The organism is Corynebacterium guaraldiae, assembly GCF_053480195.1.
Genome location: NZ_JBRBAU010000002.1, coordinates 223,659 through 245,835, shown reverse-complemented (window position 1 = coordinate 245,835; position 22,177 = coordinate 223,659). Strand labels below are relative to the sequence as shown.

The 22,177-nt window shown below is 61.2% G+C and carries 32 protein-coding genes and 1 other RNA gene; 10 read left to right on the top strand and 23 right to left on the bottom strand.

Annotated features, from left to right (window positions below):
• Nucleotides 1-3 precede the first annotated feature (3 nt).
• From ACUY3D_RS02770 to ACUY3D_RS02715, 12 genes are all read right to left on the bottom strand, one after another.
• Entirely contained in the window at nt 4-771 is a 768-nt protein-coding gene (locus ACUY3D_RS02770; RefSeq protein WP_448240299.1) for a hypothetical protein, read from the bottom strand.
• A 141-nt stretch (nt 772-912) separates the two neighbouring features.
• A complete protein-coding gene (locus ACUY3D_RS02765) occupies nt 913-1,233 on the bottom strand; it encodes a hypothetical protein (protein ID WP_448240298.1) in 321 nt (106 codons plus the stop codon).
• Nucleotides 1,230-1,538, bottom strand: coding sequence for a hypothetical protein (locus ACUY3D_RS02760; protein ID WP_448240297.1), 309 nt, complete (start codon nt 1,536-1,538; stop codon nt 1,230-1,232). Before ACUY3D_RS02760 ends, ACUY3D_RS02765 begins: the two co-directional genes overlap by 4 nt.
• Nucleotides 1,531-1,857: a hypothetical protein gene (locus ACUY3D_RS02755; RefSeq protein WP_448240296.1), complete on the bottom strand. Its 327-nt coding sequence runs from the start codon at nt 1,855-1,857 to the stop codon at nt 1,531-1,533. Before ACUY3D_RS02755 ends, ACUY3D_RS02760 begins: the two co-directional genes overlap by 8 nt.
• Before the next feature lie 21 nt (nt 1,858-1,878).
• Nucleotides 1,879-2,127: a hypothetical protein gene (locus ACUY3D_RS02750; RefSeq protein ID WP_448240295.1), complete on the bottom strand. Its 249-nt coding sequence runs from the start codon at nt 2,125-2,127 to the stop codon at nt 1,879-1,881.
• A gap of 17 nt (nt 2,128-2,144) precedes the next feature.
• A complete protein-coding gene (locus ACUY3D_RS02745; RefSeq protein WP_448240294.1) occupies nt 2,145-2,381 on the bottom strand; it encodes a hypothetical protein in 237 nt (78 codons plus the stop codon).
• A gap of 126 nt (nt 2,382-2,507) precedes the next feature.
• The gene (locus ACUY3D_RS02740; RefSeq protein ID WP_448240293.1) at nt 2,508-2,963 is read right to left on the bottom strand and encodes a hypothetical protein; all 456 of its coding nucleotides are present in this window, start codon (nt 2,961-2,963) and stop codon (nt 2,508-2,510) included.
• Nucleotides 2,964-2,971: 8 nt separating this feature from the next.
• Nucleotides 2,972-3,175, bottom strand: coding sequence for a helix-turn-helix domain-containing protein (locus ACUY3D_RS02735; RefSeq protein ID WP_448240292.1), 204 nt, complete (start codon nt 3,173-3,175; stop codon nt 2,972-2,974).
• A gap of 9 nt (nt 3,176-3,184) precedes the next feature.
• Nucleotides 3,185-3,973, bottom strand: coding sequence for a phage antirepressor (locus ACUY3D_RS02730; protein WP_448240291.1), 789 nt, complete (start codon nt 3,971-3,973; stop codon nt 3,185-3,187).
• Nucleotides 3,966-4,235: a hypothetical protein gene (locus ACUY3D_RS02725; RefSeq protein WP_448240290.1), complete on the bottom strand. Its 270-nt coding sequence runs from the start codon at nt 4,233-4,235 to the stop codon at nt 3,966-3,968. Before ACUY3D_RS02725 ends, ACUY3D_RS02730 begins: the two co-directional genes overlap by 8 nt.
• Nucleotides 4,219-4,509: a hypothetical protein gene (locus ACUY3D_RS02720; RefSeq protein WP_448240289.1), complete on the bottom strand. Its 291-nt coding sequence runs from the start codon at nt 4,507-4,509 to the stop codon at nt 4,219-4,221. The genes ACUY3D_RS02725 and ACUY3D_RS02720 overlap by 17 nt, the downstream gene beginning before the upstream one ends.
• Nucleotides 4,510-4,586: 77 nt before the next feature.
• On the bottom strand, nt 4,587-4,814 hold the full coding sequence (locus tag ACUY3D_RS02715; RefSeq protein WP_448240288.1) for a transcriptional regulator: 228 nt from the start codon (nt 4,812-4,814) through the stop codon (nt 4,587-4,589).
• A gap of 157 nt (nt 4,815-4,971) precedes the next feature.
• Between ACUY3D_RS02715 and ACUY3D_RS02710 the strand changes: the two genes are divergently transcribed.
• The 4 genes from ACUY3D_RS02710 to ACUY3D_RS02695 all read left to right on the top strand — a co-directional run bounded on the left by ACUY3D_RS02710 (nt 4,972) and on the right by ACUY3D_RS02695 (nt 6,979).
• Entirely contained in the window at nt 4,972-5,454 is a 483-nt protein-coding gene (locus ACUY3D_RS02710; RefSeq protein WP_448240287.1) for a hypothetical protein, read from the top strand.
• Nucleotides 5,348-5,821 carry an ImmA/IrrE family metallo-endopeptidase gene (locus ACUY3D_RS02705; RefSeq protein ID WP_448240332.1) on the top strand — a complete coding sequence of 158 codons (474 nt, stop codon included), beginning with the start codon at nt 5,348-5,350 and terminating at the stop codon, nt 5,819-5,821. Before ACUY3D_RS02710 ends, ACUY3D_RS02705 begins: the two co-directional genes overlap by 107 nt.
• 54 nt (nt 5,822-5,875) lie before the next feature.
• Nucleotides 5,876-6,046 carry a hypothetical protein gene (locus ACUY3D_RS02700; protein WP_448240286.1) on the top strand — a complete coding sequence of 57 codons (171 nt, stop codon included), beginning with the start codon at nt 5,876-5,878 and terminating at the stop codon, nt 6,044-6,046.
• A gap of 147 nt (nt 6,047-6,193) precedes the next feature.
• Nucleotides 6,194-6,979 (top strand): hypothetical protein, encoded by a 786-nt coding sequence (locus tag ACUY3D_RS02695; RefSeq protein ID WP_448240285.1) that lies wholly within the window; start codon nt 6,194-6,196, stop codon nt 6,977-6,979.
• Between the two features lie 177 nt (nt 6,980-7,156).
• On the opposite strand, the gene ACUY3D_RS02690 is transcribed toward ACUY3D_RS02695, so the two are convergent.
• From ACUY3D_RS02690 to ssrA, 4 genes are all read right to left on the bottom strand, one after another.
• Nucleotides 7,157-8,053 carry a hypothetical protein gene (locus ACUY3D_RS02690; RefSeq protein WP_448240284.1) on the bottom strand — a complete coding sequence of 299 codons (897 nt, stop codon included), beginning with the start codon at nt 8,051-8,053 and terminating at the stop codon, nt 7,157-7,159.
• Complete coding sequence (locus tag ACUY3D_RS02685; RefSeq protein ID WP_448240283.1) at nt 8,050-8,559, bottom strand: DUF6932 family protein; 510 nt, start codon at nt 8,557-8,559, stop codon at nt 8,050-8,052. The genes ACUY3D_RS02690 and ACUY3D_RS02685 overlap by 4 nt, the downstream gene beginning before the upstream one ends.
• 65 nt (nt 8,560-8,624) lie before the next feature.
• Nucleotides 8,625-9,923 carry a tyrosine-type recombinase/integrase gene (locus tag ACUY3D_RS02680; RefSeq protein WP_448240282.1) on the bottom strand — a complete coding sequence of 433 codons (1,299 nt, stop codon included), beginning with the start codon at nt 9,921-9,923 and terminating at the stop codon, nt 8,625-8,627.
• A gap of 238 nt (nt 9,924-10,161) precedes the next feature.
• Nucleotides 10,162-10,541, bottom strand: a transfer-messenger RNA (tmRNA) gene (gene ssrA, locus ACUY3D_RS02675).
• A gap of 211 nt (nt 10,542-10,752) precedes the next feature.
• Here ssrA and ACUY3D_RS02670 point away from each other — a divergent pair.
• Nucleotides 10,753-12,024: an SLC5/6 family protein gene (locus ACUY3D_RS02670; RefSeq protein ID WP_448240281.1), complete on the top strand. Its 1,272-nt coding sequence runs from the start codon at nt 10,753-10,755 to the stop codon at nt 12,022-12,024.
• On the opposite strand, the gene ACUY3D_RS02665 is transcribed toward ACUY3D_RS02670, so the two are convergent.
• The 5 genes from ACUY3D_RS02665 to prfB are packed head-to-tail and all read right to left on the bottom strand — an operon-like array spanning nt 12,021 to nt 15,678.
• Nucleotides 12,021-12,377 (bottom strand): DUF488 domain-containing protein, encoded by a 357-nt coding sequence (locus ACUY3D_RS02665; protein ID WP_102234029.1) that lies wholly within the window; start codon nt 12,375-12,377, stop codon nt 12,021-12,023. The genes ACUY3D_RS02670 and ACUY3D_RS02665 overlap by 4 nt on opposite strands.
• 10 nt (nt 12,378-12,387) lie before the next feature.
• The gene (smpB, locus tag ACUY3D_RS02660; protein WP_070524672.1) at nt 12,388-12,891 is read right to left on the bottom strand and encodes an SsrA-binding protein SmpB; all 504 of its coding nucleotides are present in this window, start codon (nt 12,889-12,891) and stop codon (nt 12,388-12,390) included.
• 54 nt (nt 12,892-12,945) lie between these two features.
• On the bottom strand, nt 12,946-13,848 hold the full coding sequence (gene ftsX, locus ACUY3D_RS02655; protein ID WP_070596544.1) for a permease-like cell division protein FtsX: 903 nt from the start codon (nt 13,846-13,848) through the stop codon (nt 12,946-12,948).
• Nucleotides 13,849-14,538: a cell division ATP-binding protein FtsE gene (ftsE, locus tag ACUY3D_RS02650; protein WP_070524676.1), complete on the bottom strand. Its 690-nt coding sequence runs from the start codon at nt 14,536-14,538 to the stop codon at nt 13,849-13,851.
• Nucleotides 14,539-14,571: 33 nt separating this feature from the next.
• The gene (gene prfB / locus ACUY3D_RS02645) at nt 14,572-15,678 is read right to left on the bottom strand and encodes a peptide chain release factor 2 (protein ID WP_448240280.1); all 1,107 of its coding nucleotides are present in this window, start codon (nt 15,676-15,678) and stop codon (nt 14,572-14,574) included.
• A 69-nt stretch (nt 15,679-15,747) separates the two neighbouring features.
• Between prfB and ACUY3D_RS02640 the strand changes: the two genes are divergently transcribed.
• Both ACUY3D_RS02640 and hisN read left to right on the top strand, forming a co-directional pair.
• A complete protein-coding gene (locus tag ACUY3D_RS02640; RefSeq protein ID WP_070685574.1) occupies nt 15,748-16,575 on the top strand; it encodes an inositol monophosphatase family protein in 828 nt (275 codons plus the stop codon).
• Nucleotides 16,568-17,341, top strand: a complete 774-nt coding sequence (gene hisN / locus ACUY3D_RS02635) for a histidinol-phosphatase (RefSeq protein WP_070524683.1) — start codon at nt 16,568-16,570, stop codon at nt 17,339-17,341. Before ACUY3D_RS02640 ends, hisN begins: the two co-directional genes overlap by 8 nt.
• Nucleotides 17,342-17,517: 176 nt before the next feature.
• Here the strand turns inward: hisN and ACUY3D_RS02630 are convergent, their stop codons facing one another.
• Nucleotides 17,518-18,720 (bottom strand): S1 family peptidase, encoded by a 1,203-nt coding sequence (locus ACUY3D_RS02630; protein WP_102234041.1) that lies wholly within the window; start codon nt 18,718-18,720, stop codon nt 17,518-17,520.
• Nucleotides 18,721-18,909: 189 nt separating this feature from the next.
• On the opposite strand from ACUY3D_RS02630, the gene ACUY3D_RS02625 reads away from it, so the two are divergent.
• Nucleotides 18,910-19,338 carry an NUDIX domain-containing protein gene (locus ACUY3D_RS02625; RefSeq protein WP_448240279.1) on the top strand — a complete coding sequence of 143 codons (429 nt, stop codon included), beginning with the start codon at nt 18,910-18,912 and terminating at the stop codon, nt 19,336-19,338.
• Here ACUY3D_RS02625 and ACUY3D_RS02620 read toward each other — a convergent pair.
• The gene (locus ACUY3D_RS02620; RefSeq protein ID WP_448240278.1) at nt 19,252-19,899 is read right to left on the bottom strand and encodes an ABC transporter substrate-binding protein; all 648 of its coding nucleotides are present in this window, start codon (nt 19,897-19,899) and stop codon (nt 19,252-19,254) included. The genes ACUY3D_RS02625 and ACUY3D_RS02620 overlap by 87 nt on opposite strands.
• A 126-nt stretch (nt 19,900-20,025) precedes the next feature.
• On the opposite strand from ACUY3D_RS02620, the gene ACUY3D_RS02615 reads away from it, so the two are divergent.
• Nucleotides 20,026-21,129 carry a FecCD family ABC transporter permease gene (locus ACUY3D_RS02615; RefSeq protein WP_070624448.1) on the top strand — a complete coding sequence of 368 codons (1,104 nt, stop codon included), beginning with the start codon at nt 20,026-20,028 and terminating at the stop codon, nt 21,127-21,129.
• Nucleotides 21,129-22,172, top strand: coding sequence for a FecCD family ABC transporter permease (locus tag ACUY3D_RS02610; RefSeq protein WP_070685570.1), 1,044 nt, complete (start codon nt 21,129-21,131; stop codon nt 22,170-22,172). Before ACUY3D_RS02615 ends, ACUY3D_RS02610 begins: the two co-directional genes overlap by 1 nt.
• Nucleotides 22,173-22,177: the final 5 nt, after the last annotated feature.

Here is a 22,177-nt window from a genome sequence, read left to right as displayed (position 1 = left end):
TGCTTAGGAAATTCGGGTATTCGGGTGAGCTCGCACAATGCGAAGTCCAGGTCTCTCGCCGTCCTCAAACGACAGCGGTGCCGGGGCCTCGTCCCCATCAGTCGGCGGGGTCTGCTCCGCCGGCTGCTCGTAGGCCGTCGTTGTTAGCGACCATCCCGGCGCGATGGCGAGGATTTTGGAGGTGGCGTCGGCGGCGGCTGCGGGGTTGGTGTCGATTTGGTTGAGGGTGGCGCGGCGTTTGAAGCTGGCCTGGACTTTGTTGATGGTGTCGGTCTGCTCGGGGTATGGGGTGAGCCGGGTCGTGGTGTTGTTGCGGATGTCGTTGGCGGCGTTGCGGATTGCGCGGACGGGGTCTCCGAGGGGTGCGAGTTCGGGGTTGCGTGGGATGGTGGTGGCGTGGGAGGTGTTAAGTCCGAGACCGAAGCCAGATTCGTCGGTGATGGTGATGGCTTGGTCTGTGATGTTGATGCCGACCAGGATGTCTTCGTCGTTGTCGACTTTGGCGAATTTCATGTGGAGTAGTGCGTCGAGGTCGCGCTTGGCGAATTCGACGGTTTCGTCGCGTTCGGCGATGAAGTTGACGAATTCGGCGTCGAAATTGATGACGAGGGTGGCTTTGGGGTTGGTGGCAGTGAGTTTGAACTCTTCGGTGTCGAGGTCCAGGTGGAGTTGGACGACGTCGTAGGGTTCGTCTCGTCCGGCGACGACTTTGGCGGCTTTGAGGGCGGATTTCCAGAAGTCGTGTTCGACTATGAGGTTGGTGGTGTCCATGATGTGTCTCCTTCCTTTGCTATGAGTGCGAGTTGTCCGGGGGTTGCTGCGGGTAGTGCGTCCGGGCGTGCGAGGTATTTGTGGATTTGGATCTTGCGTTTGGTGGGGAGCTTGGCCCACCAGTCTTCGGCGTCGGTTTCTTCACTCATGGCATTGGTTGAAGACTTTGCTGGCGAAGGAGTTGACGGTTCCGCCGGCGGCGACGTGGAGTTCGAGTTCGTGGTACATGGTCTCTGCGATGGTGGCGACGTACGCGACGAAGTTGGAGCGGTCCTGTTCGAGGACTTTGTTTCCGACTCGGGCGAGGGCTGCGGCGAGGATCTTCATCTGCAGGCCGTTGGAGAGCGAGGAACGGAACTCGAGCTCAGCGGGTGCTACTTCGATTCCCATTTGCTTGAGGTCGTCGGTGTTTTCTTCGACGAGGTACGCGGTGAGCGTGAGGACGGGTTCGCGGGTAGTCATGGCTTCTTCTTTCGAGCTTGGAGACGGGCGCGAATGGCGGGCGGTACGGGTGGCCGTGGGCCGGAGCACTTTTCGGTGTTGTGGCGGGCCCAAAGCAGTTCGCCTTCGTGGTGGAGCTTGGTGGCCTCAGGTTCGTCGACGTAGGTGGCGATGACGCGCTTGTCTTTCTGGCGTGGGCCGCCTGTGAACGTGAGGAGATAGCGGCCTTTAGGGTCTGGCGAGGCCTCGAGTGGAATGCGGGTGCCTCGAGGTGTGGTGGCCCAGCGGATCTCCGAGTTGCAGAAGTTGCAGTAGTGATTAGGCACGATTTCCTCCGATGGGGCCGAGATGGTCGCGGGCTGCCTGCGATGCCCAGTTGATGAGTCGGTCGAGTTCGCGCGCCTGGTCCCCGTGGCCGTCGGTCTTGAGGATGCCGACGAATGCGCGCGCTTGCCCGAGCGTGTAGTAAGCGCCCGTGCGTGCCCGGCGTGGTTCGTAGGCTTGCATGGCTGTCGTGTAGGGCATGGCGGGGATGGCGTTGAAGATGGAAGCGCGGGCGATGTAGGTGTTGTGCTTGTCGCGTGCGATTCCGATGAGGTATTTGCGCGGTGGGTAGTTGACTCGGGTGGTTCGCAGGGTTCCCATGGTGTTCTCCTGGCGGGTGGGTTAGGCGGCTGCGGGGCCGTCCGGGTTTGCGATGGAGCGCACGGGGCGGCGGGTGGCTTCGAGAGCGTTGGGGTTGATGAAGTCAATGGCGTCGAGGGCGGAGGTGATGTCGCGGTCGATGAGGTCCCAGTCGGCGTTGAGTCCTTGGATGGCGGTTTCGAGGCGGTTGGCGCGGCGGTCGACGAATTCGACCATTACGGCGAGAACGACGATGGCGATGGCCATGAGGATGAAGAGGACGCTGTTCATGGTGTGCTCCTTTGGGGCTAGTTGAGTCGTCCGAAGGATTCGACCTTTGAGTACGGGATTCGTTGGGGGCCGGTTCCTGCGTGGTTGAGGGGGACGGACTTTTTGTTGAGTTGGCTGAAGATTTTGTAGACCTTGCCGGTGGTGGTCTGGACGTGGGTCGAGCCGGTGATGCGGATGAGCTCCTGGAGCTCGTCGAGTCCGGCGGGGGCCTGCGAGAGGAAGACCTTCGGCTGGTAGTTGTCGTTAGTGGTCATGAGTGGTCATGCGAGCGCGGTCGCGAGTGCGAGGATGAGCAGGACGACCATGACGAAGATGAGCGCTGTGCGCGGCGGCGTCGGGTCGGTTGCTGTCGGTGGGTTCTTGCGGTGCTTCGACATGGCCTAGTCGACCTTCTTGGCGCGGGGGCGCATGTTGACAGACTCGATGATGATGGGCAGCGTGGCCGTGGTCTTTCCGTCTTTAACGTCGACAGAGATGGCTAGCATGTCGGCGAGCTTGTACGGGACTTCTGCCCCGTCGATGAGGACGCGGGAGATGGTGCCGTTTGGGTTCTTCTCGATGTGCATGTGGTGGCCACGTCCGGCGTTGGTGCGGGCATGCGCGCGGGCGCGCGGGCGGCGCTGGGTGCGGGGGCGTGGCTTCGGCGCGGCATCGGCAGGCGTTGCGGGGGTTTCCGGGGTGGTCGGGTTGAGTTCGGCCTTGTTGTCCGGGGTGACGGTGGTGTTGTCTGCAAGGTGGGCTTCGGTGTTGTACGGGTTGGTCTCTGCAAGGTGGGCTTCGGTGTTGTACGGGTTGGTCTCTGCGAGGTGGGCTTCGGTGTTGTACGGGTTGGTCATGGTCTCTCCTAGTGGACGCAGTAGGTGTTCTTGTTGATGAATTCTTCGAGCTGGGAGCGGCGGAAGAGGACGTGTCGCTTGGACAGTCGGACGCGGTCCCAGTTGTTGGCGCGCGCGTAGCGGCGCAGGGTCGGCGGCGAGCAGCGCAGGAGCTCGCATGCCTCGGCGGTGTTGACGAAGTCGGAGGCTTTCGTCCTGGTTGATGTACTCATGTGGGCCTCCTAGGCGATGTGCAGGGGCGACTGGGTTGTCCCACCGAGTAGCTGGTGGAGGTCGTAGAGCCCCTTTGTTGTGATTCGGATGGTGGGTGTGCCTTGTTCCCAGATCCCGGTGCGCTCGTTGAAGAAGCTGCCGGAGAGTTTCTGGACCAGGCGGCCGGTCTTGATTCCCTTGTCCTGGTATGCCACCCAGTGCGCGCGGCGACCAGTGACGCGGAAGATCCACTTCTGCTCGGCCATGAAATCGAAAAGGCGCTGGCGTCCGATCTCGATGGTCGGGTCTCGGCAGAGGACTTTCGCGGCGTCGGAGACCGAGTAGTCGCCGTCCTCTTCCTGGAACGTGGACCATGCCTTGGCCGGGCCTTCCAGTTCCGCGGTGCGGGCGCGCTCTTCCTTGAGCTGCGTGGCCAAGCGGATGATGAAGTCCGGGTCGGTGAGCGCTTCCTCGGCCGCGGCGGGCGTGAGGTAGCCGCCGTGCTTGCGAATGGCCGGCAGTATCTCGTGGATAACCCAGCGCTTAAAATCGCGCGCGGCGGGGACTCGAGATTTGAGGATGCAGGCGTAAAGCCCAGCCTCGGTGATGACAGTCATTCGCCTTAATTCTGCGCTGACCTGCGAAGTCCTCACATTGTGAGTAGCCTTCTCGTCCTCGTCGAGCATGCGCGTCATGTTCGCGGCGTCGCGGTATCCGAGGACCTTAGCGACATCGCTGGCGACCCAACGCGGCTCGCCGTCTTGGATGACGACGCGTACAGCGTTCTCCTGGAAGTCGAAGATTTGAATATCAGACATTCGCGGGAGCCTCCTTAGGTTGGGTGTCGGTGATGAATTCGTTGACTGCGGCCTTGATTTCGGCGGCGAGTTCCGAGGACGGGTCAAGCCAGTGGCCGGTGAACTTGTCCTTGATGTCCGCGTGCTGGATGAGCAGCAGGCCATCGGAGTAGCGATGAAGCACGACTATCCATGTGCGGCCGTTCATGGTGACCTGGTAATCGGTCTCCGTGGTAAACGGGCGCAGTGCGCGCGTTTCCAGCTGCTTAATCGGTGTCGTCATCGTCTTTTGCCGGGTAGCCGTCGAAGCTAAGAAAGTCGCAGAGCGTATTGACCTTCGAAGTCATGTGGCCCATCAACCCCAGGGACTCGTTAATCCACTTCTTCTCTTCGGGGTACAGCTCGTCGCGTACCTTGCCATCCTTGTCGCACTGAACGTTGTTCATGGCTTCGTTGAGCGCGGCGAGCTTGTGCAGGGTGTGCCGCAGGTCGGCGATGAGCTCCTGGCACCGCTCTCCGGTGACCTCGGGAGCGAGAAGCGCGTCGATGTTAGACATGGTGATTCTCCTTGTGATGTTGTGCGGTGCGCTCCTGGACTATCCCCATATCCCAGGAACGGTGGGCGGTGGTGCTGCTAAGCAGCGACATCCTCGTTTTGGATGATGAGCATGGTTCCGTACGGCCGACCAGTGAGAAACTGCAGCTTCACAAGGTCTTGCACGCTCGGCAGCGTCTGGCCGTGATACCACTTGCGCACTGTGTGCGAAGTGCGACCGAGCTTGTTTCCAACCTGCTCATAATTCTTGAAGCCGTACTTTTCTCGGAGCTGATCGATTACCGACGGGTCAAGCCTTGCGGCCATAGGTCCTCCTTGAAATTAGTGCATTACTTTGCTGCACATCCATCATTATGCTGCACCAGTGGTAATTACGCAAGCAGAATTACCGCAATGTCATAAACGCGCAGGTTATACCCCTTATCAAATTGACGCACGCGCTGCCGATTGTTACGCTTAGGCCATGCATGAGACTCACACGACTTGGTTTAAGCGCGTATCTCGCAACGATTCGAACCGACGGGTCGCCGAGCGCGCCAATATCTCCGATGCCACGCTTGGCCGGCAGCTTAAAGCTGGCGAACTAAGCGCAGACATCATCATCAAGATTGCGCAGGCATACGATGAATCCCCCGTCGTCGCCCTGGTTGACCTTGGGTTCATTTCAGCGAAGTGGATCCAGGAAGTCGGCACGACGACCGCACTGAGCCGAGCCACGGATGAAGAGTTAACCGATGAGCTCCTGCGTAGGCTCCAGCTCATCAGCGACGAACCAGTCGATGAGCTCGCTCGCCGTCGGTCTAGCCAGGCCGAGGTTCATGTCCGCGGCGACGACTACGATGACGGCACTGTCCGGAAATTCGACTGGAGTGAGCCGCACGCCGCGGACTCTTCCATCGACGAGGACGCGGAACGTGAACGGCGAGGAGAGGATCCGGTTGATTGATGACCTAATCGATGTGGCCGAGCGGTGCGGTTACCGTGTCGTTTGGCACCAGGACGGCCCCAAAGCAGCATGGCTTCCTCATCGCCACTCGATTACCGTCCGTCTCGGCATGTCCGACACCCAAACGCTTTGCTCCCTAGCTCACGAGCTCGGGCACGCTCATTACAACGATCCACCAGGACACGTCGGCCCCCACGAAATTCGCGCCGAGCGTTTCGCCGCCAAGCTCCTCATCTCGCCAGTGGACTACGCCGCGGCCGAGGCTATCTACGGCCCGCACCCGGCGCGCCTTGCGGCCGAGCTGGGCGTGACTATTGGTGTGCTGGAGACTTGGCGGGAGATTTTCGTTTCTGGTCGTGCGGCTTAGTCCGAGGTTTTATGCTTGAAAGGCTTTTGTCCCTCTATCTCAAGGAGATGTCTCATGGATCCGATGGCCGTGATTGAAAGCATGTCGAGCTACCAGGCGGAGCAGTTCTCGGAGGCTACTGGTCTTCCGGCTTCGATGATGGTGCCGCTGGCGGTTGGTGTGGTTGTGGCTGGTATTGCCATCAATACGCTGGCGATTCTTGGCCCTTCGTTGTCGAGTATGTAGTTCGTGCTTCGGGCGCCCTAGGTCTTCATGGCCTGGGGCGCTTGACGTTGCGGGGGTATCGCCGGTGTTGGTTTTGGTGAGGAGGCTGTGTTTTCTGGTGACGTGTCCTAAGCTTTATGCGTTCTCTCTATTCCCAAGGGGTTACTCATGTTTAAGAAGATTCTCGCCTTCGTCTCTGTAGGCCTCGGCGCTCTCATTGTTCTATCCGCGATTTTTGGCCTCTCGCTTAGCGCTTTCCTTATTGGCTTAGGCTTTGCTCTGCCTGGTGCGTGGTGGCTTCTGCATGAGAGGAAGGCGCGCTCCGGGTCGCCGATGAAGCGCCACTGGGGGATCATCTGGATCTTGGCGGTCGTGTTGGTTGGCGCTGGCGGTGTGATTACCGGTCCGGCGGAGACGCCGGAGTCGACGGAGCCGACGTCGGCGAGTTCCGTGCCAGCGTCTCCGTCCTCGAGCTCTGCTTCCTCGACGTCGGAGACTTCTTCGAGTGTGGCTACTTCCTCCGCCGTGGAGCCGACGACCGAGCGCGTCGAGGAGCAGACCGCTCCGGCGGAGGCTATCGAGGAGACCACGGCTCAGGGGCCGGTTGGTTTCATGGGTGCTCCTGGCCAGTCGACGCCGACGCCGATGGAGAAGGTTGTGGAGTCCTGCGGTGACGTGAGCCTGCATGAGGTGGGCACGACGTTCTTTACCGATGGCACGTCGGGCTGGACGCAGCAGTGCGCGGACCAGATGTCGGCTGCGGCGGCGCAGCAGCAGGCAGTCGCTCCGGCTCCGGCCGAAGAGCCGGCCTACACGGGCGGCGGCGACGCGGGGACGGGTAACTACGTCCATCCTGGCTCGTTCTGTGATGGCGGCACCGGCGTTTCGAAGAACGGTGTGCCGATGGTGTGCGCTCCTGGCTCCGATGGTCGAAATCGTTGGCAGTCTGCCTAGTGCTGTGTGCTTCTCCCCTCCTGCGTGGAGGGGCTCTTTTTATGCCGTTTCGCTTTCCTCGTCGTTGTCACGGTCGCGGCACTTGGCGTTGAGGTCGGTGACTTCGGCGTCCTGATCACAAATTATCCGATCAGCACAGCACACGAGATACAACCAATTCGGTCTACGGACCATCGACTACATGAGCACAGTCGGTTCGGAAAGCGGCCGAATACTTTCCAGACGATATGCAATCTTGCCGGTACGACCACTGGCATAGTGCATGCGGACGCACTTAATTGATGCAGTAACTCGCTTGTCGATGAACTTTGGAAGCTCTGTAAGGAGATCCGGGTCGATCGTCCCCGCTATTTCATTTCGGTTGTCTGCTTCTAAGAAGAATTGGCGACGACGAGAACGCATCCCGTCAAGGCGCCCATTTACCTCAATCTCCCAGCTTTCCTTCCGAGCTTCCATCAGAAGTTCAAACATACTCCGGGCATGCGTAGGGGTAAGGACTCCGGATGAACCTGTTTCCTCGTTAACCGTTAAATCGAGTTTGATTGTTCGGTTAAACCTTCCCAAATCTCGCGAGAGATTAAATAGCCCGTTCCTCTCCGCATCTAGCAAAGCTACCGAATTTTCTACGGTGGCGTTATCGGACTCCTCACTGGGCAGCGCTAGAGTCAAACTGCGCGCTGACGATTCTCCCAGAGAAGGAAGCCGCGATTCATCAATAAGTGGAGTTTGCGGGTCGTCCTGCCGTGCATTGAAGCCAAGAATGATGCGGTTCCCCACCGTCCCAGCATTTCGAATTCCGACCTTCCTCCTGAACGAGTTCGTAATTCGAACGTTCTCTTTTTGGGGGCTTTCAAGCGCTTTCGCAAAATATGCCGCAGCGTCAGAAACCGATAGCGCAACCTGTGAGCTGAGATAAGCCTCTGCCTCGCTCCCGAGGATTTCTACGCTGAGGTACGCCTGTCGTGGAGGATAAAACTTCGACTCTGCCGCGAAGAGAGAATTGCGGATTAACGCTGAGCTAAAACTCCCATCATCGACTGTGTCTTCAAACGCTCGCCTAAAAGGGTTGCTCATATCCTCACCTCCGCAAAGCCTTTAGACATACCATCAATCAATACTCCATCAAGCTTGACATTACTCCACGTATCACGCCATACTTCGCGATTTCTTTCTGCCCCTAAGAATGCATCCAGCATTCCCGCCATCGGTTGTAGTCGTGGAATGACCTCACCTTGAGACAAATCGGACACGACGCCTTGATGAGTAACTGATGAAAGCAACCGCTTCCTATGTTCCTCGTCAAGGCCTTCTATGTGTCCCCAGTCATCGGGAAATATGACAATGTCGACGTCATTTGGGGGCGCAGCCTTTCTCATAGAAAAGCCGCCGTCAACCCACACGGTAGCTGGCCCGACGAGAGGACGCACCCACATGAGGTAGAGCGTCAATGCTTTGAATAGCAACTCCCGCTCTTTCTGGTTAGGTACATCAAGAACAAAGCGCTCGCGGATGCCGTCGAGGTCAGTCGGCCAAATTCCCGGAGGAAGAACTTGGTCTTCGTTCCACGCTGGCAAGCTCACTCGACGCGTCCTTTCTCATGAATTTTGAACAACCATCTATTTTACTCAATAGCGTTCAATTACGGTCAGTTACGGTCAGTAGTTTTTGACGGAAGCAGGTTTTCGGCATTCCCGTATTCTTGGTTGCTGCGCCGCGCGATGCGTTTGGTATTAATGTCTGCCACCTCCGCGTCCTGACCATGGAAGATTCGATCGACCGTTCCGAGGACGGCGTCTTTGCGCTTGTCTGTGACGCGCATGTATACCTCGGTGATGGTGCGGAGGTCGCGCTGGCCGAGGAATTCACCGATGGCGGGGATCGGCATGCCGGCTTCTGCGAGGGTGGTGATGACCCAGTTGCGGCCGTAGTGCGGGGTGATGCGGAGGTCTTCATACCCGGCGCGCTTTTTGGCGCGGTTGAGGATGGAGCGGTAGCTGGTGTCGAGGATGGTGGCACCGGTGCCGGTGGTGAAGAGCATGGCGTCGGGTGAGTCGGCGGTGCGGTGTTCGAGGTGCCAAGTGATGTCGTCTTCGAATGCGGAGAAGATGGGGACGGTGCGGCATCCGGCTTCGGACTTGGGGCGGGGCTTCCAGACCATGCCGTCCTTAGTGCGGTAGACGTTTCCGCGGATGTGGACGAAGTAGTGGCCGTCAGGGTCGCGGGTGATGTCTTTGCGGCGGAGTCCGAGGGCTTCGCCTATGCGGAGGCCGTGGAAGAAGGTGAGGATGGCGATGGCTTTCTCGGCACCGTCGACTCGGGTCTTTGTATGGTCGAGCTCGTCGACGATGGCTTTGAGGACTTCGTAGTCTGGGAGTTCCTTCTTGATTGTCTTTGGCCGGCGGGTGGCGGCCTTGAGTGTTGCGGGGTTGGCGGGGATCATGTCGCGGTCGACTGCTGCGTTGAGTGCTGCGCGCAGTCGTTTGTAGGTGTTATAGCAGACCGTCGGTGAGAACCGTGAGGAGATGTCGTCCCACCATGCCGCGATGTCCCGGCGCGTGAGTTGTGTTAGTGGGATGTCGCGGAGGCGGGCGGCTTTGCCAGTGACGTTGAGGATGCGGAGGTTGATGTCTTTCCAGTAGTTCGCGGCGGTGGATGGCTCCAGGGCGTCGACGCCGGTTTCGCGGAGTGCCATCCATTCTTTCATCCAGTCGCCGACGGTGCGGGCGCGGTCTTCGCGGGACTGGGCGCGGGTTGATGGCGGGGTCCATTCGTCGAATTCGATGAGGCGTTGTTCGTCGCGGAGCCATGCGCTGGCGTCGCCTTCGTCGTAGAAGGTGTGTGGGGCGCGGTGGCGTTTGCCGTCGGGGCCGCGGTAGAGGGCACGGTATTTTCCGGACTTGAGGAGTTCGACATTTCCGAACCGGCGGCGGCGCGTGGAAGCCATGTTCTTTCCTTGGATGCGTGAGGGACAAGTCCGGGGTTTGTGGGTTCAATCCTGCGGTATTGAACCCGTGGTTTTGGGGGACAAATGAGGGACAAGTCGGTCGAATGAGGGACAAATGAGGGACACGAGTGTTCCTAATTGAACGCTACTGTACGCAAGTAATCATTTCACCCTTTGCAGGTCAGAGGTGAAAAACGAGAAGAAACCCCAGACCAGTGATGGTCTGGGGTTTCCTGTCTGGTGGAGCCGCCGGGAATTGAACCCGGGTCCTTCGTCACCTCGCCAGGGCTTCTCCGTGCGCAGTCTGCACAGGATCTCTACTCGGCCCTCCGGCTCGGGCAAACTCGCTCCGGATGATGGGCCCAGTTGCTCTTGAAGTCCCCAACCGGCCGAACAACAAACCGGTCAGGCAAGTTCCCTAGTCGATGCCAGGATCTAGGTCAGGAACCAAACCTAGGCTGACAGACACGCGTCGCTGAAATTAGGCAGCGAGGGCGTAGTCACGCTGAGAGTTCTTCTCTGCGTTTATTGGTTGCTACGACGCTTAACGGTGGTCTCTAGCCTGCACCGGCACGCTTCCCCTGGCTCAATGTACGAAGTCGAAACCATGTCGACCCCTCGATTACACATTGCTGTGAAAGCTGCGCAGCACGCGCCTCTGCGCGCCCTACGGTTCGTTCAACGCTACTGCACCCGCCCCTATTCCCGCAAGCTTCACCCCAGGCCACATGAGGCATAGCTTTCATAAGCACCCCCTTGTGATTAACATCAACTTAAACGCTGTTAAGGTGTGTGAGTCCAATTCTCCTACTTTGTTAAAGGCTGCAAAGTGAGCGCAACCACCGAAACCTCTAGCTCCCAAGAAACCGCCCACCATCAAGCGAGCAATACCGAATGGGCCATCTCCCTCTTTGGTACCGCCGTGGGCGCCGGCATTTTGTTCCTTCCCATCAACGCCGGCAGCTTCGGCTTCTGGCCGCTACTCGTGGCAACCATCCTGATCGGCCCGATGACGTACTTCTCCCACCGCGGGCTCGCCCGCATGATTTGTGCATCGCCACGCCAGGGCGAGGACATCACCGCGGTGGTCACGGACTACTTCGGCAAAAGCGCAGGATTTATCATCTCGGTGGTCTACTTCTGCGCAATTTTCCCCATCGTCCTCATTTATGGCGTTTCGATCACCAATACGGTTGATAGTTTCATCGTCAACCAGCTACACGGGCCCTCGGTTCCGCGCCCACTGTTGTCCTTCCTCCTCGTGGGCATCATGACCATCGTCTTCGCCTTTGGCCAACGCATGGTGCTGGCTGTCACACAGTTCCTGGTCTACCCGCTGATCTTCTGCCTTGGCGCACTGTCCATTTACCTCATCCCGCGCTGGGATATCGCCTCCTTCATGGAGGTGGGCAACAATGATTGGCGCGTCGTCGGCGCTGTCGCCCTCATCATCCCCGTGTTGGTCTTCTCCTTTAACCACTCCCCCGCCATCTCCCAGTTCTCCTTAGCTATGGTCGCCGCACACGGCCGCGAGAAGAGCTCTGAGAACGCATCGCGCGCGCTGGCGCTGACTGCGATTCTGCTCACCGTGTTCACCATGTTCTTCGTGTGGTCCTGCACCCTCACGCTTGGTGCGGACGGGCTCGCCGAAGCCCGCGAGCAAAACCTGCCGGTTCTGTCTTACCTGGCCAACGTCACTGGCGTTCCGGTCTTGGCATTCCTCTCCCCGATCATCGCGATGATCGCCATCATCTCCTCCTACTTCGGCCACGTACTGGGGGCCACCGAGGGCGGCAACTTCCTGCTGCGCAGCGCCGCACCGCACGCTACGGCGAAGCTCTCGGAAAAGCAGCTCAATTCCATCATGCACGGCATCATCTTCGTGGCCGCCTGGGTTGTCGCGATCATCGATCCATCGATCCTGGGGCTTATCGAAGCCATCGGTGGCCCCTTCATCGCCTCGATCCTCTACCTGCTGCCGATGTATGCCATCCACCGCATCGATGCTCTCAAGCAATTCCGCGGCCGCCCCAGCAACGTGTTCGTCGTCGTCACGGGCCTCATCGCCGTAGGCGCCACCATTTGGGGACTATTCGCCTAGCTCTCCTCTAACCACGCCTTCAACACAGTGGCGTGGTTGACCTCGCGGTCCTTGGCAGCAAAGAGGAGGGTGACGTCGCCAAGCTCAGCAAGGTGGCGCAGTTGTTCCAGCTCCTCGCTGTCATTCGCGTCGAGCTCCGCGCGGTAACGCCGGGCAAACTCTTCGAAAGCATCGACATCGTGCCCCCACCACTTACGCAACCCCGGACTGGGCGCGACATCCTTGAACCAGTGGTCATAGGGCAGGCGCTCCTTGGCCACGCCACGGGGCCAGAGCTTATCGACGAGCACCGCTACCCCACGCGGTTGCTCCTCGCCCCGAATAACGTCATGAACCTTGGCCGTATAAATCATGGCTCCCAGGTTAGGCGTTGATCCCCTTGACGCGGCGACCCAGCTCGCGGGTAATGTCGCGGTCCTGGTCACGGCGCTTAATTGCCTCACGCTTGTCATAGTCCTGCTTACCCTTGGCCAGGCCGAGCTCACACTTGGCGCGGCCATCCTTCAGGTAGACCTTAAGCGGGATCAAGGTCTTGTTGCCGTCGCGCACCTGCCCCATGAGTTTGTCTATCTCCCGGCGGTGCAGGAGCAACTTGCGCGTGCGCTTGGGCGAGTGATTCGTCCACGTTCCCTGGGAGTACTCCGGGATGTGGAGATTGCGGATGTAGACTTCGCCGTCGTCAATAGTGGCGAAGGCATCCGCCAGGGAAATCTTGCCTTCGCGCATCGATTTGATTTCGGTGCCCACGAGCACCATGCCGCATTCCAGGGTGTCGAGGATGGTGTAGTCGTGGCGGGCACGTCGGTTGGTGGCCAGGGTCGAGTTATTGTCGACGGCCGCCTTTTTCTTCTTTGCCTTCTTCGCCATAGTTCGGACTATATTACGCTACTGCCAGGCAAAATCCACATCGCCCCTGCAGCTCTAGGTCCGCACGTAGGCGCGCATCGTTACCTGTGCGGTCAGCGCAGCACACACAATTGCCACAAGCCCGACGATGGGCAGCGCCGTCCAGACGTCCCCAGAGGTCACCGGGGCTAGAAGCTGGTTGTGGTACAGGTCGTTGAGGGCGGGATCGAGCACGGTGTTCTTGCCCAGAATGACGCCGATACCGGCGAGGACAACGCCGCCGACAGCACCGAGGACTGCTTCCATGATGAAGGGCGCGTGAGTAACCCACCGCGAGGCACCGACGATACGCATAATCGCGGTCTCCCGCTGGCGCTGGTAGGCGGCGATCTGCACCATGTTCGCAATCAGCATGATGGCTGCAAGCGCCATGACCGCGGCAAGGATGAACGTGGCATTCCGGATGGCGTCCAAGTTGCCGGCGGCGCTGCGAACCTCCTCCTGCTGGTCGACGATGTCGCTGACAGCGGGGTCGGAAGCGATGGCGTCGATAGGCGCGGTATCCGTCGGATCCTTCAACCGCACGTGGAAGGCAGCCGGCAGCGCATCCGGGGAGGTTTCCTCAACCATGACCGGATCGGTGTCCTTGAACAGCTCCACGAAGCGCTGATAGGAATCCTCGCGGTTGCGGTAGCTCACGGACTCGATGTCCTCATCCGCTTCCAGTTTCTTCTTCAGCCCGGCACACGCCGCGTCCTTACACTCCGGATCGTTGGCTGAAATCTCCTCATTGAGCTGGACCATGACCTCGACACGCTCGAGGTAGATGTCCTTGGTGTCATTGGTCATCTGGGTGACCAAGACGCCGGCCACCACCAACGCCACCGAAATGGCGGTGGTAATCACCATGGCGATAGTCATGGTGATGTTGCGCCCGAGCCCCTTAAAGGCTTCCCTGAAAACAAAGCCTAGATTCACCTAGACCGCCTCCCCGTACATTGCGTTCTTCTCGTCACGCACGAGCGTGCCGTTGTGCAGCTCGATGACGCGCTGGCGGGCCTCGTTGACCGCGCGCGCGTTGTGCGTCGACATCACCACGGTGGTTCCGTGGCGATTGATCTTGGTGAGCAAGGCCATAATCTCCGCGGCAGTGGAGGGATCGAGGTTGCCCGTGGGTTCGTCGGCAAGCAGCAGCTTGGGGCGGTTGACAAAGGCCCTCGCAATCGCCACGCGCTGCTGCTCGCCACCGGAAAGCTCATGCGGCATGCGGTGCTGCTTGGCGCCTAGGCCGACCATGTCGAGGACCTCGGGCACTTGCTTGGCAATCCGCGCCTTGCGTTTGCCAATGACCTCGAGGGCAAAGGCGACGTTGTCGTAGACGTTGAGCTTGGGCAGGAGCCGAAAGTCCTGGAAGACGTAGCCGATGGATTGGCGCAGGCTATTGACCTCGCGGCCTTTCAACGTGTTGACGTGGAAGTCCCCGAAGTAAATGTCTCCCGAGCTCACATTGGTTTCGCGCACCATGAGCTGGAGGAAGGTCGACTTGCCGGAGCCGGACGGGCCGATGAGGAAGACGAATTCGCCGTCCTCAATCTCAAAGGACACGTTGTCCAGAGCGGGCCTAGTGGAGGTCGGATAGACCTTGGACACATTCTCGAAAGTGATCACTTAAGCCACATTAGCAACATTTGCCACTCGGGCCTAGGCCTCCTGCTGCGCCATGCGCCACCGGATTCCGGATTCCAGGAAGCCATCGATATCTCCGTCCAAGACCTTGGAGGGATCCCCCACCTCGTAATTCGTCCGCAGATCCTTGACCATCTGGTACGGATGCAGCACATAGGAGCGCATCTGGTTGCCCCAGGATGCATTGCCACCGGCGCCCAGCGCATCAAGCTCCGCTCGCTCTTCCTGGCGCTTGCGCTCCAACAACTTCGCTTGCAGCACGCGCATGGCAGAAGCCTTGTTCTGGATCTGGGACTTCTCGTTCTGACAGGTCACCACGATGCCCGTCGGGATGTGTGTCAGGCGCACCGCCGAGTCCGTCGTATTCACGGACTGACCACCAGGACCCGAAGAGCGGTAGACATCCACGCGCACCTCCGAATCCGGAACCTCGATGGAGTCAGTCTGCTCCACCACCGGCAGCACCTCCACCTCCGCGAAGGAGGTCTGGCGGCGGCCTTGGTTATCAAAAGGCGAGATGCGCACGAGGCGGTGCGCACCTTGCTCCACGGAAAGCTGGCCATACATGTATTCGCCGTGCACCACGAAGGTGGCAGACTTGATACCGGCCTCTTCGGCATAGGAAATGTCATAGACATCGACCTTGTGTCCGTGCTTTTCCGCCCAGCGCGTGTACATACGCATGAGCATCTCCGCCCAGTCCGCCGCATCCACGCCACCCGCGCCGGAGCGGATGTTGATGACGGCCTCGCGCTCGTCATACTCGCCGGAGAGCATCGTGGTTACCTCGAGCGCCTCGATGGCCGCGCCAAGATCTTTCAGCTCTGTGTCCACGAGTTCCTTGGAGGCCTCATCGCCCTCCTCCTCCGCTAGTTCGGACATGACCGGAAGGTCCTCGATCCGCCCCCGCAGGGAATTCAGCTTGCGCAGTTTTGCCTGCTGCGCCGAGAGCTCCGAGGCCACCTTCTGCGCATGGTCTGGGTCGTCCCACAGCGACGGATCCCCCGCCTGAGCCTCGAGTTCGCGCACACGCTCGGACACCGCCTCCGGGTCCATCACCTTTTCAATGGAGGTCAAAGTGGCGCTGAGTTCCTCAAGACGAGCTGTTTGTTCCGGACGCATAGCCCCCTACTTTACTTATTCTTTCTCCCTGATTAGCCATCGGCCGCGTTTAGCGCGACAATAGGCGGCATGAGTGACCAGCCAAGCCTCACCGAGATGATCGATGCCATCATCAAGACCTTCATCGTCGCCCACGCGGACGATACCGATGCTCACCTTGCCCAGGCGCTTGTCTATAACGCAGGCCGCCTGGCCTGGCGCCTGCGCGAGCAGGGTGTCGACGTAGAGCAAAAGACCTCCGTCTCCGATGTCGTCACCGACGCGGACTTCGCCGCCGAGCGTTTCGTCGCCGGCGTGCTCGAAGCCCTGCGCGGCGAGGACGGCATCGTGGGCGAGGAGGGCGCCAACCGCGACTCGGCCTCCGGCCGGACCTGGGTCATCGATCCCGTCGATGGCACCTACAACTTCGCCTCGGGCGCCGATTACTGGTGCTCTGCGCTCGCGCTTATCGACGCTGAAGGGGTCATCCTCGGCGCCGTCCACCGCCCCGCCATGGGCTACACGTGGTTTGGTGGCCGTGACTTCCCCACCAGCCTGGACGGCAAGGAAGTCGCCAAACTCACCGACACCCCCGCCGACAAGCTGTGCTTGTCGACGTACCTGCATCCCACCTCCATCACGGATCCCACAATCGCCTCCGCCTGGGAAAAGGTGGCCCCGCACTTTGCCACCGTGCGCATGCTAGGCGCAGGGTCCGTGGACCTCTCCTGCGTGGCGGATGGCACGTGGGGAGCATGGATGCAGCATTCCGTGAAGGATTGGGATTGGTATCCGGGTCAAGCGCTGGTGCTCGCAGCAGGCGGCGCGGCGCGCAAGGTTGAAGCCGGCGGTGTGGAATGGTGTATCGCGGGCAATAAACAGGTAGTTGATCAGATGGAGGAATGGCTCCGTGGGTAAGTACAAAGAAGACCTCGGCTTGGCCTTGGAGATGGCCGGGCATGCGGATGCCATCACGATGCACCGCTTTGAGGCAGCAGATCTGTCCGTCAAGGAGAAGCCGGACATGACTCCGGTATGCGACGCCGACCTGGCCTGCGAAAAGGCCATCCGCGAGGCGCTGAAACGCTCGCGCCCGCGCGATGAAGTTCTGGGTGAAGAATTCGGCGGCGAGGCTTGCTTCGAGGGCCGCCAGTGGGTTATCGATCCCATCGATGGCACGAAGAATTTCGTGCGCGGCGTCCCCGTCTGGGCCACGCTGATCTCACTACTGGAGGACGGCGAGCCGGTGGTTTCCGTCATTTCTGCCCCGGCTCTGCGCCGCCGCTGGTATGCGGCCAAGGGGGGCGGCGCCTACCGTGTCTTCGGCGGGGAGCCCAAGCGCCTTCGCGTCTCCGAGGTCTCCGACTTGGCGGATGCCTCCCTTGCTATGAGTTCCTTGTCCGGTTGGGGCTCAAGCCGCGATGCTTTCGTGTCCTTGACGGACAAGGTATGGCGTCTGCGCGGCTACGGCGACTTCTGGAATTACTGCCTCGTGGCCGAGGGCGCCGTCGACATCGCTGCCGAGCCCGAGGTCTCCTTGTGGGACTTGGCCGCTCCGGCGCTCCTCGTCACCGAGGCCGGTGGCCGCTTCACCAACGTTCGCGGTGAAGATGGGCCCCACGGCGGCTCAGCGCTTGCCTCCAACGGCAAGCTTCATGACGTCGCCCTCTCCGCCCTCTCCTAACTCCCCTGCGGCACCGCAGCGCGGCGCCGCACGCCAGCGTCATTCCCCAGCGTCGCGCCCGGTGACGCTTCGATCAAATAAGGCCCCAGATCTTTAAAGATCTGGGGCACTATTTGTTAGAAACGTACTCTCCCGGCCACGCGCCCACGGCTCCGTGACCGGTTTCGCAGTGGTGGTTAGTTCTCCGGAAGCGCGAAACCGGAACCTACGCCCTCGCGGCGGTTCAGATCCGCGATGATGGCATCGGTGTTAGACACAACCGTGGGGTTGTGCAGCGCGCCCTGCCACGGAGTGTGGCACGACGGCAACCCCGGAATCAGGCCGCGGGATACCGAGCCGACGATGCGGCCGTTGCGGAAGACCGGAGCGCCGGAGTCTCCAACCATGGCGCACACCTGGTTGACGGTGACGCGCTCGGTGTGCTGGAAGGTCATGCCACAGGTACGGCCGGTGGCCACGCCGCTCTTGCAGGTGATATCGCCCGGCTGGGTGGTGCCACCAACCCCATTAGCGGTCACGCCGTTGTAGCTACGGGACACCTCGGCCTTGGAGCCGAACTCGATGAGCGAATAATCCAGCTGCTCATTCTTTGACACCACGGTGCCGGTCGGGCCAACCTGCCAGGAGTCTGCCGAAGAGACCGGATCGCCGACATTTCCGCAGTGACCAGCGGTAATACCGACTTTGCGGCCTTCCGCATCGGTGCCGGCTGCCGTCAGCGTGCACATGGTGTCCTCATGGATGTAGAGCGGGGTACCCGGGCCGTAGAGGGATTTACCCTCGGTCATCGCGACATTGGATTCCTCAGGAATCTGGGGCGCGTCATAGTAGGAACCAGGCACTCGGTGCAGGACATAGTCCGCCTGCGGTTTACCGGCAGCGATCTTGGAAAACAGGTCATTCTTCCACGCATAGTTCGGATCAGTGCCCTGTGGCACGAATTCCGGCTGCGTGGCCTCCTCCAGCAATCCGATGGGGGCAGGATTCGTCAGCGGTTCACCCGTTTTGGCGTCGACACCAGCGTAGTCCTGCGGTGCTGCCGGAACCGGTAACTGGGTATCCAGGTTCGCTTGCCCCGCAAGGCGCTGCGCCGCAGGGGAATTCACGGCCCCAGCAACCGCCTGGGACGCATCCTTCGACGCCGCTGCGGCGGCGCCGTTGACTGTTGAATCGACGGAGTCTGTCAGCTCCTTGTCCACGGGCATGGTCTCAATGCCCACGGACTGCAGATCCTCGCGTACCTGATCAACAAAACCTGCCGAATCAATCTCCGGGATTGTGGGGAGTTCCTGGGCACCCGCCGCTGGGTTACCCAGGAAGAACGCACCTGTGAAAGCCGAGCCCACGAGGACTTTCTTAAGGTGCGGAATTTTTCGCATATTGAGCAATTCCTCTTTCACTTCTTCTCGTAATGGTCTATAAGACTTCCCCTATGATGGCACGTGCCATGGACGGCCGTTTTCTAACGTGTGTGACTGTGTCCAACCCGTTACATTACTGACAGTTTTCGGGTGCCCCCTCTCTTTCTTCACCGCTCTCCGCACCCCGCGCAGACCTACTATGGAGGCATGTCTGAGACCTCCACTTCGCCCTCATCTCCCGCAGACATTACTGAAATCGTAGCCGTTATCCTCCGCGATAATCACGGTCGCGTTCTCGTCCTCCGCGCCACCTCTACCCCAGAATTCGTCCTGCCTTTCGGCTCCATCGATGACACGATCAACCCCGCCAAGGCCGCCCAGCTCATCGCCCACGAGGCCGTGCGCGCCGCGGTCGACATATCGAAGCTTCGCCGCCTGGCCACGTATATCTCACCGGCGGCTAACAGCGCCCCACACAACATCCACGCACACGTCTATGTCTACGAGGAAGAAATCTCCGTCGCGCATCCAGACAAGGAGATTGCGGAGCTAGCGTGGGTCGATCCCGCTGCCCCGGATGTCGACATCGCCCCTATGCTCAAGGAGCGCGTATTCCCCGCTTTGCAAGAACTCTAAAAGCTCAACGCCTAGACTCCGCACCATGACTACACAGCGACTACTCCCCGTTCTCGCCGCATCCCTCGCTCTAGTGCTCACCGGCTGCGTCACCGACGACAGCACTGATGGCACGCTTTCCGCTGTCTCCCCCCACCGCTCAAGCTGGGTGGAGCGATCCGTCAGCCAGTTGTCTCCACCCTCCGGGATGCCCACGACCGGCGCGATGGCCGACAGTGTGTCGTAGCGCTCTCGATCGCCCGAGGAACGAACGTCGAGGATGAGGATAAGGTCCGGCTGCACGCCGAGCGAGAGCGCCACCTCGGCGCCGCCCCACCCCAGGGCCACCACGCGCCGCGGAGCCTCCTCGACGGTGAGGTCACCGAACTTGGTGGCCACTGTGACCGGATAGGCCGCGGCGTCGCCGTCAGCCGATGCCGACTGCGCCAACGATACCGCCACCGAGTTGTCGGCCGCACCGGAATCGGGGTCCGACGAGCATGCGGCCGCACCCCAGCCGACAAGGGCGAGCGACAAGAATACCGCGGCCGAGCGACGAGTGCGGGAAGTCCGCAGAGACATAAAAGAACTGTCGAATTGAGAAAAGATAGCCTAACCAACATTAGGTGAACCTATCTCAAGCCGACGAACCTCCAGCAAGGAAAGACAATTCACGCATATCGGCGAAATTAGGTTAACCTTACCTACATGACATCGACGACTCTGCCGACACCGGCCGCGGGCACCCCGCGCGCCGCGGGCCACAGCAGACGACTCCTCGGCCTAGCCCTCCTCGTGGCCGCACTCGCCGCCCTCGTCTTCGCCAGCCTGGCACTGGGCGCCAAGGCGACCTCCATCTCAGAGCTCACCCGGGCCTGGCCCACCGCCTGGGAGATCCTGCGCGGGCACACCGACACCGCCCAGGCCGCCGGCACCGTGGGCAGCAGCGTCGCCGAGATCGCCGGAATCCTTGCCACCATGCGCATCCCGCGCACCGTGCTCGCCATCGTCATCGGAGCTGCGTTCGGACTAGCCGGCACACTCGTTCAAGGCCTGACCCGCAACCCGCTCGCGGACCCTGGCCTACTCGGCGTCAATGCGGGCGCCGCACTCTTCGTCGCGGCGGGCATCTTCCTCTTCGGGCTGACGTCCATGCAGTCGCACCTTTTCCTCGCCTTCCTCGGCGCGGGCCTGGCGGCGCTGCTCGTCTTCGGGCTCTCCGCCGGCGGCATCGGTCGCGGCGACACCCTGGGCCTCGTCCTCGCGGGTTCCGCCCTGTCCGCCGTCCTCGCGGCGGCCACGTCGGCCATCGTCTACATCGATCCCAACGCGCTCGACACCCTCCGCTTCTGGCAAGCGGGGTCCGTCACCGGACGCGGCTTCGACATCATCACCCCTGCGCTCGTGCCGCTCGCCATCGGCGCGGTACTAGCGCTGGCGCTGGGCCCGACGCTCAACATCCTCAATCTGGGCGCGGAGGCCGCGCAGGCGCTGGGCACCAACGTTGCCCGCGCCAATATCCTGGGCTTCGTGGCCATCACCCTGCTGGCCGGCGCGGCCACGGCAGCCGCGGGCCCCATCGCCTTCATCGGTCTCGTGGTGCCCCACGTCGCCCGCGGCATCACCGGCCCGGACTACAAGTGGGTGACCCCCTACTCCGCGCTGGCGGGCGCCTGCCTGTTGCTCGGCGCCGACATCGTGGGCCGCCTCATCATGCGCCCCGGCGAGCTCCAGGCGGGCATCGTCATCGCGCTGCTCGGCGGGCCAGCGTTTATCTGGCTCGTCCGGCACCGAACGGTGGTGAGCCTGTAATGAAGTACCTCAGCCTCGGAAAGTTCAGCTTCCTCTACCACCCGCGCACGCAAGCCTGGACCACGGCCATCGTGGTCGCGAGCGCGCTCGTATGGGTCATCAGCCTCGGCATCGGCGAGTTCCCCCTTAACCCCGCCGAGGTCATCGGCGTGCTGGCGGGCGGCGGAAACAAGCTCGAGCGCACCGTCGTCATCGACTGGCGCCTGGCCCGCTCGCTCGTGGGTCTAGCCGTCGGCGCCGCGCTGGGGCTCTCCGGCGCCATCACGCAGCGCATCGCCCGCAACGGCCTGGCCAGCCCGGACATCCTGGGCATCAACCAGGGCGCCACCGTGGCGGCCGTGGCCATCATGGTCTTCGGAGGATCTGCCGGGGCCGGCGGGGCGTTCGGCGCCTACGTCGGCATCCCGCTCGCCGCCATGGCCGGCGGTCTCGCCACCGGCGCGGCCATCTGGATGCTGTCCCGGCGCGGCAGGGTGGATATGTTCCGCCTCGTCCTCGTGGGCATCGGCGGCAACGCCTTCCTCCACGCCCTGGTCACGTACATGTTGGCCGCCACAGATCTCAACACCGCGGCCGCGGCCAAGGTGTGGATGGTCGGCTCGCTCAACGGCTGCACCTTCGAGCACCTATGGCCCACCCTGGGCATGCTCGTGGTGTGTGGCCTAGTGCTAGCCCGCATCGCCATCGATCTGCCCGCGCTGGAGCTCGGCGAGGATTCCGCCCAAGCCCTCGGCGCCCCCTTGAAGAAGATCAACGCGGCACTGCTCATCGTCTCAGTTCTACTGGCCGCGGTGACCGTCTCCGCCGTGGGCCCGGTGGGCTTCGTGGCCTTCGTCGCCCCGCAGATCTCCGCGCGCCTGGCGCGGGTCGGGGCGCCGCCCCTGGGGACATCGGCGGCCATGGGCGCAATCATCGTGTGCGTGTCCGACCTCATCGCCCGCTGTGCCTTCGGCTGGGAGATCCCGGTGGGCATCATCACCTCGGTCATCGGCGGACCTTTCCTCATCTGGCTGCTCTGGCAGCAAACTCGAACACGAAAGTAGACGAC